We start from the raw sequence: 10,694 nt of genomic DNA on the forward strand, positions 1-10,694 counted from the left end.
GTCAACCGCTCTCGTGTCCCCGGCAATCCGGGGACCTCTCCGGGCCGGCGAACCCGGCCTCGCCGCGCATGTCAGGACGAGGCTGGCGCGGCGGGTTCCGGGAAGGGCGTCGCCTCGTCGAGCAGCATCACCGGAATGTCGTCACGCACCGGGAACGCAAGGTTGCAGGCGGTGCAGACGAGCACCGGGGCACCCGCCAGGGTGTCCTGGCGCAGCGGCGCGTGCTGCGGGCACGGGCACGCGAGAATCTCCAACAGCAGCGGATCGAGGCTCATCTTGGCAACTAGTCCCTTCCACCACGGATGCTGGCCAGGACTTCGTCCCGGAGCCGGCTCATGGTGCCATCATCCTCCGCCTCGACGTTGAGGCGCAGCAGCGGTTCGGTGTTGGACGGCCGCAGGTTGAACCAGGAGCCGTCCGCGAACGACATCGTCAGTCCATCCAGGCGGTCGATGTCGGTCGCCTTGTCCGCGTAGGCGGCCTCGATCGCCGTCATCGACGCCGTCGCGTCGGCGACCTCGGAGTTGATCTCACCGGACGCGGCGTAGCGGGCGTAGCCGTCCAGCAGCGCCGACAGTGGCCGATCCTGGCCGCCAAGCGCGGCGAGCACATGCAACGCGGCGAGCATGCCCGAGTCGGCCCGCCAGAAGTCGCGGAAGTAGAAGTGCCCGGAGTGCTCGCCGCCGAAGACGGCGCCGGTCCTGGCCATCTCGGCCTTGATGAACGAGTGCCCGACGCGGGTGCGCACCGGGGTGCCGCCCAGCCTGGTGACCAGCTCGGGGACGCCCCGGCTGACGATCACGTTGTAGATGATCGTGCCGCCCGGGTCGCGGGCGAGCTCCCGCTCCGCGACCAGGCCGGTGATCGTCGACGGGGACACCAGCTCGCCGCGCTCGTCGACGACGAAGCAACGGTCGGCGTCGCCGTCGAAGGCGAGGCCGATGTCGGCGCCACTGTCCCGGACGGCGGCCTGCAGGTCGCGCAGGTTCTCCGGCTCGATCGGGTTCGCCTCGTGGTTCGGGAAGCTGCCGTCCAGCTCGAAGTACAGCGGGACCAGCTCGACGGGCAGGCCGGCGAAGGCGGCGGGGACGGTGAACCCGCCCATGCCGTTGCCCGCGTCCACGGCCACCTTCAACGGCCGGATGCCGGAAAGATCGACGAGGCCGCGCAGGTGGGCGACGTAGGCGTCCCGCAGGTCGACCTCGCGCACCGTGCCCCTGCGCCCGGTGGGCTCGGGGCCGCCGTTGGCGACCATGTCGCGGATCTCGGCGAGACCGGTCTCCTGGCCGATGGGCGCGGCTCCCGCACGGCACATCTTGATGCCGTTGTACTTCGCCGGGTTGTGCGACGCCGTGAACATCGCGCCGGGGATGTTCAGCGAACCGGCGGCGAAGTACAGCAGATCCGTCGAGCCGAGACCGGCGAGCACGACGTCGGCGCCCTGGCCGGTCGCGCCGTCGGCGAACGCGCTGGACAACGGGACGGACGAGTCCCGCATGTCGTGGGCTATGACGATCTCGGTGGCGCCGGTCAGCCGGACGAACGCCGCGCCGGTGGCGCGAGCGATGTCGGCGTCGAACTCGGACGGCACGACTCCGCGCACGTCATACGCCTTGAAGATCCGGGCGAGGTCAAGCCCCATTGCCCTCCACCTTCCGCACCCCGTCTCACGGTCGGCGCTGTCTCACGGTCGGCGCTCCGCCGCGGCTGGTTGTCTCTGTCTGCAACGCGACCGACCCTATCGGGCGCGCCCGGCCCCTCCGCCAGGCACCCCAGGCACCCACAGACCGACCACGGCCACGGGCCCTCGTCGCGCGGGACGATCAGCCGGATCGCCCGCTCTCCGCCGCTCTCCGCCGGACGGGCGACCCCGCCGTCCAGGAGCGTCTAGGAGGTGCGCACGGCTCGCAGATGACCGCGACGGCCCCCGCCGGGGTCATCCCGCGGCGGCTCCTCGGTCCCGGCCTGCACCGGGCCGTGGCCGGGCACCGGGCCGTACCCCGGAACCGGGCCATACCCCGGCGTCTCCCCGGGCAGCGGGCCGGGCCGGGCGACCTCGCGGACGACGTCCGCGAGTGCTTCCAGGTCGTCGGTGGCCGGGTTGCGCGGGGGTTCCGGATCGATGCGCACGACCGCCCAGCCCCGCGGCACGGTCAGCCGGTCGGCGTGTGGGCCGCACAGGTCGTACGAGTGTGGTTCCACGTACGGCGACAGCGGCCCGAGCACCGCGGTGGACTCCGCGTAAGCGTAGGTGAGTGTGGCAACCGCGACCGCGGAACAGGCCGAGCGGGAGCAGCGCCGGGGCTTCACGTTCCGGACGGTAGACCCCGGAACGGGCGGCGGCCACAACCGCCCGCCGTGTCGCGCCCCAGACGGCGCGACTGTGACTTAACCTGACCCGATCCATCACTTTCCGTTGCCCAACAGCAACTTCGGGCAATAGCTTAAGGTATTTAACCGATCACCCGGAGTCCTCGACTCCCTCGCGGTCACGTCGCCTCGCCACCTCACCCGCGCGCACCGGGAAAACGCCCAAAGACCGACAGCGGGGCGCGCGGCGTTACGCTGGGCCGGTGGTGGACGAAGCGCCGGCGCCCGGGCCGCTGCCCGCCGCGCCCTTCCCGACGCCCATGCGGCGGGCGATCCCCGCACGCCGCCGGCGGGACCGGCGCGGCCGCGGAATGCGCGGGACCCTGTTCCCCCCGGACGTGCCGGCGTACTCGACCCGCGGGGAGCGGTTCGACGACCTCGTGCTCGACGCGGTCGAGCACCTCGACCTTCGCTGGTCCGACCAGCTCGCCGGGGTGGAGTTCGCGGTCGAGGACGTGCCGCCCGTGGGCGTCTCCGACGACGTCGTCCCCCTCGCCCTCTACCAGCCAGGCACCGGCCGCGGCCGGTCCGCGACACCTCGGCGCATCGTGGTCTACCGCCGCCCCCTGGAGGCCCGCGCCGTCGACACCGAGGACCTCGCCGAGCTCGTCCTCGACGCGATCATCCACGAGGTGGCGGACATGCTCGGTGTCGACCCGGCCGTCATCGACCCCGAAGGCCACGGCTGGGGCGAAGAGGAGTAGTCGCGGTCAGGTGGGGGCGACCTACGATGACGGCGGATCCGCCCGCATTTGGCGGCGCGGCCGCGACCCGACCTCCGGGAGAGCCAGCACGATGAGCGCAGACGCCCACGCCCAGGGCGCCGTGGCGGCGGTGGCGCGCCTGCTGCCGGTGTACGGGCAGGTGCAGCACTACGCGTGGGGCTCGCCAGACGCGATCTACGACCTGCTCGGTGAGGCGCCCACGGGGCAGCCGGCCGCCGAGCTGTGGCTCGGGACCCATCCGGTCGCCCCGGCGGAGGTCGACGACGCCGGCCGCCGCCGCCCGGCCGCCGAGCTGATCGGCGCGCTGCCGTTCCTGCTCAAGGTGCTGGCCGCCGAGAAGGCGCTCTCCCTCCAGGTCCACCCGGACCGGGGGCAGGCCCGCGCCGGCTTCGACGCGGAGCAGCGGGCCGGCATCCCGCTGGACGCGCCGCGGCGCCGCTACCGCGACCCCAACCACAAGCCCGAACTGATCGTCGCGCTCACCCCGTTCCGGGCGCTGGCCGGGATCCGCGCGCCAGCGCGGACGCTCGCCGTCATCAGGGCGTTCGGCGTCGCGGAGCTCTCGGCCGCGTTCCGGCCGCTCGACGCCGACCCCGCCCGCGGCGCGGCCGCCGTCCTGCGCACCCTGCTGACCCTGCCCCGTGAGCGCGGCCGGGCGCTGGCCGGTGAGCTCACCCGCGCGGCGTCAACCGTGGCGGCCCGCGACGATGGTGACAAGGACGTCGCCCGGGCGGCGGACCTGGTCGGCCGGCTCGCCGCCGCCCACCCCGGAGACGTCGGCATCGCCGCGGCGCTGCTGCTCAACGACGTCACCCTCAACCCGGGTGAGGCGCTGTTCCAGCCGGCGAAGCTGCTGCACGCCTATGTCCACGGCGTCGGCATCGAGATCATGGCGACGTCGGACAACGTGCTGCGCGGCGGCCTCACCCCCAAGCACATCGACGTCGACGAGCTGCTGCGCCTGCTCGACCCGACGCCCTCGGCCGCGCCCGTCCTCACCGCGAAGATCCTGCGGGCCGGCGCGGGTGGGCTGGTGCGCTACTGGCCGGTGCCCGTCGACGACTTCGTGCTCGCCGAGGCCATCTGCGCCGGCGGCGAGGTCACGTTGAACCGCCCGATGGTGCTGCTCGCCGTCGACGGCACGGTGGACGTCAGGACCACGAGCGACGCCGCGGCGGCGGCCGGATCCACGGTCGAGCCCGCGTCGGAGGCCGGGCAGGCGGGAAGCGGGACCGGCGACGACCCGGCCGCCGCGGGCACGTCGATCCGCCTGACCCGCGGGCAGGCGGCGGTGCTCACCGCGCCGGCCACGGTCACGCTGCGCGGCACCGGCCGTGTCTTCGCCGCCCGCCCCGGCAGCCGGCCAGCCCCTCGGCCGGCCTGACGACCTCGCTCGAGCCACCTTCCGCCGGCGCGCCGGGCGTCGGTCGCCTACCGCGCGGCCGACGGGTCCGCGACCAGGACGGCGGGGCCGACGGGATCCGCGGGGACGAGCGGTAGCACCGAGCTGACGGTGCGCAGGCGCGGGCCGTCGGCGCCGGTCTCGCCGTCCGCGGCGTCCGTGCCAGCTGGCGGTCCGGCCGGTTTCCCGAGCAGCTCCGTCACTCCGACGGGGCCCCCGGAGACGGACAGGACGCCGCCGGAGTAGCCGGCCGGGAGAGCGACGGCGGCCGTGCCTCCGCCGGGAACCACCACCGTGCGGCCGTCGAGCCGCGCCGTCGCCGGGCCGGCCGGCGCCGCGAGCAGCAGCTCGCCGGCGGCGCCCGGCGGGACGGGCGGGACGTCCAGATACGGCACCGGCGAGTGGTCCGCGGGCGAGGAACGAGCGGTGGCGGACGCGGCGGCACCGGGCGCCTGCCCATCCGCCGGCACCGGTGTGCCGGCGACCCAGACCCCACCATCCGCGTCCGCGCCGCCGCCAGCATCGGCGCCCGAGCCCGAGCCGCCGGCCGCGCGGACACGGTCCGGAGCGCCGGACGGCAGCCGCAGGCCGGCGACGACCGGGGCCGGGCCCGCCGTCTCGACCAGCACACCGACGGACTCACCGCGGGGCAGCGTCAGCGGGATCGACGTCGCCTCGCCTCCGGGCACCGCCACGGCGTCGAGGCCGGCCGGACTGGTGGGCCAGCCGCTGGACGTCACCAGGCGGACGCGGACCCGTGCGTCCGCGGCCGGAGCCGCGACGACCAGCTCGGCGGCGGCCCCACCGGCTCCCGGCGGGGCCAGCACGGGGCCGACCAGCACAGCCCGGCCCGGCGCGGCCGTGCCGGGGACCGGGACGAGGTCCCAGGCGCCGCCGTCGCTCGGCCGGTCGACCAGCCAGGGCGACACCCGACCGGCCCTGACCTCGACGCCGACCACGGCCGCCGCGGCCTCGGGCGCGACGGCCGCGAGGCGCCGGCTCGCGGTCTCACCGGGAGGCACCACGACCTCGGTGACGGTCGGCGCCCTGCCGGGCGCGAGCGCGTGGACCGCGAGCCGGGCCGGCGCCGAGCCGGGATTCGCCAGGAAGAGAAGCGGATCGTGACCGGCCCCGGTCGCCGGGCCGGCGAACCAGGTCCAGCCGGCGGACGGCCCGCACAGGTCCCGCACCGGCCCCGCCGCGCCGCCGGGCGCCGTCACCGTCGCCGACAGGTTCGCCACGGTGCTTCCCCGCAGCGCCACCGGCCGGCCGGAGGAGACCGCGAGCCGCGTCAGCCCGGCCCGGTCGGCCGCCGACAGCTCGGCGAGCGCCGCGAGGCCGGGCGGAGGCTGCGGCGCCGGGGCCGCGGCGAGCCTGGCGAGCCCGGCCTGCTCCCCGGGCGGCAGCGCCGCGAGCGCGGCCAGCGCCTTCGCGTCCGCCCGCGACTTCAGGGCGGACAGCGCCTGGCGGGTCTCCGGCGACAGGCTGGCGAGCCCGGAGAGGTCCGACGGAGCGGGGGGCGGGGCCGCGACCGGCGGTGGCTGGGCGCCGGGCACCTCCAGGTGGCCTCGGCGCGCGTCGCCGCGCAGCACCGCCGTCGACGGCGGGCGCCACGCCGACGGCCCGTCCGTGCCCGCGGCGTCGCTGCCCGCCGTCCCCTCGCCCGCCGCTTGGTCGGGCGAACCGCCGTCCTCGCCGCCAGGAGCGCCGCTGCCCTCGCCACCCTCACCGTCGGTGACGAGGGTCGCGGCGACCTGGCCGCGGGTGTCGGAACGGGCGATGTCGATCCGGGTCGGCGCCCGGCCGGCTGAGCCGAGGTCGGGGCAGACCAGGGCGCGGCTGCTCGGCGGGGCGCCCACCCGGTAGACGGTCCCGGCGGCGACCGGCTCTCCTGGCGGCGCCAGCATCGGCAGCCTGCCGGGTACCAGCACCGCCGCGGTCACGATCGCCGCCGTCCCCGCCACCGAGGCCGTGACCGTCGCGGGCATCGGCCCCCACCGGCGTCGGCGCGTCCCGTCGCCGCTCATCCGCCCGCCGACCAGACCGTCGCGCCGCCTCGGCGCCGCCGCCGCCACCAGGTCCCGGCCCAGGTCGACGCCGCGGCCAGTGCCAGGGCGCCGACGATCGCCGCCTCGACGACGACCAGCGCGCGGTGCGGCGTGTGGTCGTAGCGCACCTGGACCTCGCCCCCCGGGCCCCCGGGCACCTCGAACGCCTGCGCCCAGCCCCAGGCGGCCACAGGGGTGAGAGGGTGACCCGCCAGGGTCGCCCGCCAGCCGGGGTCCGTCGGTTCCGCCAGCACCAGCAGCCGCCCGGCCGGTCCCGCGGGCAACCGGCCGTCGGACGACGTCTCGAAGGACGTCACCGGCGCGCTCGTGCGCGTCTCGGGACCGGAGGCCGCGAGCGCCGTGCCAGGACCCATCGTCACCCGACCGACGGCCGCGGCGCGGACCGCCGCGACACTGCCCGTCCCTGAGCGGCCCGATTGGCCGGCGGGGCCGGAACGGGCCGCGCCGGCGAGCCCGGGGGGCAGCAACCGCGCCTCCGCGGCGGCGCCGAGGCCCGGCGTGAGCCGCCAGTAATAGCCGTCGAGCCTGGTCTGGTCACGCTCGAGGTTGTCGGAGGCGTCGAGCGCGCCGGTGAGCCGGCTGGTCGCGTCGGCCGGGACCTGGGCCGCGTCGCCGGGCCGGGCACCATCCGCCGGAACGAACACGGCTCCGGCGCCGAGTGCCGGGAGCGCCGCGGCGCCCCAGCCACCACCCACGGTCAGGTCCGCCACGGCGAAGGCCAGGAACTGGGCCGCGGGCCGGGACGAGCCGCCCGCCGCGTCGACGATCGTCGGGCCGTGACCGCCGGTCAGCGTGTATGTCACGCCGCCGGCCGACGGGCGCAGCACGAGGGTGCGGCCCGCGCCCGGCTGGGCGGCGACCACGGTGTCGTCGACGTCGCCGAGCGGGCTCGCGTCGGCCCAGCCGGCCGGATCGGGCGGGGTGCCAAGCGCGCCCGCGGCCCGCGCGAACAGCAGGGCCGGCGCGAGGATGACGAGCCCGGTGAGCGCCACCGCGCGGCTGTCCGTGAGCCGCCTGGCCGGCGCCGCGCCGCCGGCACCCGCGTCCGCTCGCCCGGTACGTGAGCCCAGTGATGCCGCCCAGGCGGCCCCGACAGCCCCCAGCAGCGCGGCGGCGGTGAGCGCGTCCTGGCCGGTGACCCAGCCGGCGGCGGCGACCAGCCAACAGGCGCCGATCGCGGGCCGCGCGGCGCGGCCGCCGACGGACGCGGCCAGCACACAGGTGAGCACGAACGCGACGACCGCGTACCCGTCACCGCCGCGCGGCGACGGCTCGTCGACCAGCACGGACAGCACGCCGGCCTTCCCGGCGCGCGCTCCCACCCACAGGGCGGGCAGCAGCGGCGCGCAGCCAGCCGCGACGACGACCGCGACGCGCCCGGCCCGCCGCCGACCGTGACGCGTGCCCGCGCCCGTCAGGCCGCGGCCGCCGGCGACGCCGGAAGCGCCTGTGCCTGCGGTAGCGCCGGCGGCGCGCGGGCGGGCGACGAGCGCGCCCGCGACGAGTCCGACGGCGGCGACCAGCAGGAGCCTCGGCGAGCAGGCGACGCCCACGACCAGCGCCGCGGCGAGCTCCCACACACGCGACCAGCCGTCAGCCGTCTCGCGGATGCCCCGGACGGGCCCTGTCGCGGCTCCTGGGAGCGTGGCGAACAGCCGGACGGCACCCCCGAGAATGAGCGGAGCCGTCACGGCGGCGCCCAGCACCGCCAGGTTGCCGGCCAGCGCGGCCGTCGTGACCGGTGGCGCGAACGCGTAGCAGGCCGCCAGGCCGAGTCGCGCCCACGGCGTCAGCGCGCCTATCGCTCGGGCCGCACGATAGGCGGCGAGCCCTGCGAGGGCCGGAGCGGCGACCAGCAGGACGCGCGCGGCCAGCTCGGGACGCCCGCCCAGGGCCGACGACAGCGTGGCGAGCAGCGGGGTCCACGAGGGTGCGGGGCCCGGCCCGCCGGGCAGCCCGCCGGCCGGGCCGATCCAGCCGGACCACACCGCCGCCCACAGATCGGCCGCCCCGGGTGGCAGCGGGACGCCCCGGCCGCCGATCCGGCCCATCCCGGTGAGCGCCCAGCCCGCGGCCACACCCAGCAGCATGAACAGAAACGCCGGCTGGCTGGACGCACGGGCGGGCGGGCGGGGCACGCGGGCGGCCGCCCGCGGCCGCGGGTCTCCGCCAATGGTCGAAGTGGCCTCAGCCCGAGCGGTGACGTCCGTAGGCGGCGTCACGTCCGTAGGCGGCGTCACGTCCGTAGGCGGCGTGATGCCAGCAGGTGGGGTGACATCGGACGCGGCGGCGACATCAGCAGCAGCGGCGACGTCAGCCGGGCCAGTTACATCGACCGGCGGGAGACCGGGGTGAGGTAGTAGCCCGCGCAACGCGCGGGCGGGCACCTGGCGTGTCTGGCGGCAGCGCCCGGCCAGCCGCCACAGCCGTGCCGGGTCGGCGAGCACGCTCGCGAGCACGAGCGCCTCGGTCGCCGCCGCGTGCCCCTGGCCGCGCGCGAGCGCGAGCGCGGCCCGGCCGGCGCCGGCGAGGACCAGGCCGACCACGGCGGTGGGGACGCCCAGCGCGCCGGACTGCGCGAGCCGGACCCGCAGGGCGTCCGCCCGCTCGACGTGATCGGCCCGCGCGCGGGCCGATGCGCCGCCGCGGAGGCCTTCGGGCTCGGCACCGGCGCCGCCCCGGGGCGGGGCGGCCATGGCGGGAAGGAGGCGGGCCGATGGGACCGCGACGACGCGCAGCCCGGCGCGCCAGGCGCGCCAGCACAGATCGAGGTCGTCGGCCCGGCCGGCGAGCGGGTTCGGCCCGTCGAGCAGTCGCCAGGCGTCCGCGCGGACCAGCGCGCCGGCCCGCTCGACGGCCAGCACGTCGCGGACCGCGAGGGTGTCGCCCGGCGCGGGCCGGCGCCGCCCGGTCCGGTCCACGGTGACGCCGACCGGGCCGAGTACCGCGGCGCCCGGGTCGAGCGCCGCGCAGGCGAGCAGGCGGTCGAGCGCGTCCGGCTCCGGCCGGGTGGACCCGTCGAGCAGCCAGACGAACCCACCGTCCGGTGGTGCCGCACCGGCCTGACGCAGGGCTCGATCGATCGCGCCGGCGGGCGAGGGACCGGCGACCGGGACAGGGACGATCCGGTCCACCGGGCGGATCTGGCCGGCGACGGCCGCGAGCGCGGCGGCCGGAACGGGTTCCTGGGACGGCTCGCCCCGCACGGGAATGACGACGCCGCGTCCTCTGGAGGAGGCGGGCAACGTCACGACCGCCACGACGACCGGCGACGGCGAGGTGCCCATGCCGCCGGAAGACTCCCCCAAGCCCGCCGAGCCGGCCTGGACACCCGTGCTCGCCATATCGCCCAAACCGGTCGACGGTCCCAAGCCACCCGTGCGTGCGGTTCGGCGCGATGGCGACGAATCGCCCTCGCTGGCCGCGCCCGGCGGAGGTTCGGTTGAGCCCGTCTGGCCCACCGCGGTCTCCACCGGGCGCCCGCGACCGCGCTAGACGGCCCGGCGGCGCTGCTTGCGCCGTTCGCGCTCGGACATGCCGCCCCAGATGCCGAACCGCTCATCGTTGGCGAGCGCGTACTCCAGGCACTCGGTGCGGACCTCGCAGCCGGAGCAGATGCGCTTGGCCTCCCTCGTCGAGCCGCCCTTCTCCGGGAAGAACGCCTCCGGGTCGGTCTGGGCGCACAGCGCGCGCTCCTGCCAGTCCATGACCTCACCGAGCAGGTCACCCAGCCCGATGTCGATCACCTCGGCGAGCGGCGGACGGCTGGCGTCGCCGGCGGCGAACGGGTCATGGCCCTGGCCATCACCCGTCACCCCCACCGCGACCAACTCGCCGTCGCCGTCCTCGTCGTCCTCGATGTCGGCGTCGTCGTCCACGTCGTCCCCGTCGTCCGCGTGCTCGTTGTCCGCGTCGAGGGCGTCGGCCCCGGACGCGGCTCTGGGTACGGCGGCCTCGTCCGCGCACTGGGGGGTGGTCTGAGCGAGACCAGCCGCGGCGGGCTGAGGCACGCCGCCCGGCGTAAGCGGGATGTCCAGGGGCTCGGGCGCGACCCGGGCGGCGTAGGCCGCCAGGTCAGCGGGCACGCGCAGCTCGGCGCGGGCGCGCGAGTCCGCTGGCGCCCTGGGC

Annotated in this window: 8 protein-coding genes; 2 read left to right on the plus strand and 6 right to left on the minus strand. The window is 77.0% G+C overall.

Annotated elements, in window-relative coordinates; all coding sequences use genetic code 11:
- Positions 1-71: 71 nt before the first annotated feature.
- The 3 genes from BL253_RS05840 to BL253_RS05850 form a co-directional block, all read right to left on the minus strand.
- Positions 72-275, minus strand: coding sequence for a Trm112 family protein (locus tag BL253_RS05840; protein WP_071050758.1), 204 nt, complete (start codon positions 273-275; stop codon positions 72-74).
- A gap of 8 nt (positions 276-283) precedes the next feature.
- The gene (locus BL253_RS05845; RefSeq protein WP_076814257.1) at positions 284-1,642 is read right to left on the minus strand and encodes a phosphomannomutase/phosphoglucomutase; all 1,359 of its coding nucleotides are present in this window, start codon (positions 1,640-1,642) and stop codon (positions 284-286) included.
- A 245-nt stretch (positions 1,643-1,887) separates the two neighbouring features.
- On the minus strand, positions 1,888-2,310 hold the full coding sequence (locus BL253_RS05850) for a DUF3499 domain-containing protein (protein WP_076814259.1): 423 nt from the start codon (positions 2,308-2,310) through the stop codon (positions 1,888-1,890).
- A 263-nt stretch (positions 2,311-2,573) separates the two neighbouring features.
- Here BL253_RS05850 and BL253_RS05855 point away from each other — a divergent pair, with 263 nt between their 5' ends.
- Positions 2,574-3,074, plus strand: a complete 501-nt coding sequence (locus tag BL253_RS05855; protein WP_241834561.1) for a metallopeptidase family protein — start codon at positions 2,574-2,576, stop codon at positions 3,072-3,074.
- 91 nt (positions 3,075-3,165) lie between these two features.
- Complete coding sequence (manA, locus tag BL253_RS05860; protein WP_076814360.1) at positions 3,166-4,479, plus strand: mannose-6-phosphate isomerase, class I; 1,314 nt, start codon at positions 3,166-3,168, stop codon at positions 4,477-4,479.
- A 47-nt stretch (positions 4,480-4,526) separates the two neighbouring features.
- On the opposite strand, the gene BL253_RS05865 is transcribed toward manA, so the two are convergent.
- The 3 genes from BL253_RS05865 to BL253_RS45095 form a co-directional block, all read right to left on the minus strand.
- Complete coding sequence (locus BL253_RS05865; RefSeq protein WP_241834562.1) at positions 4,527-6,485, minus strand: DUF5719 family protein; 1,959 nt, start codon at positions 6,483-6,485, stop codon at positions 4,527-4,529.
- Between the two features lie 35 nt (positions 6,486-6,520).
- Complete coding sequence (locus tag BL253_RS05870) at positions 6,521-9,853, minus strand: glycosyltransferase family 2 protein (protein ID WP_158230331.1); 3,333 nt, start codon at positions 9,851-9,853, stop codon at positions 6,521-6,523.
- Between the two features lie 204 nt (positions 9,854-10,057).
- Positions 10,058-10,273, minus strand: a complete 216-nt coding sequence (locus BL253_RS45095) for a WhiB family transcriptional regulator (protein ID WP_198946189.1) — start codon at positions 10,271-10,273, stop codon at positions 10,058-10,060.
- Positions 10,274-10,694: the final 421 nt, after the last annotated feature.

Source organism: Pseudofrankia asymbiotica, assembly GCF_001983105.1.
In the GTDB taxonomy this organism is placed as follows: Bacteria; Actinomycetota; Actinomycetes; order Frankiales; family Frankiaceae; genus Pseudofrankia; species Pseudofrankia asymbiotica.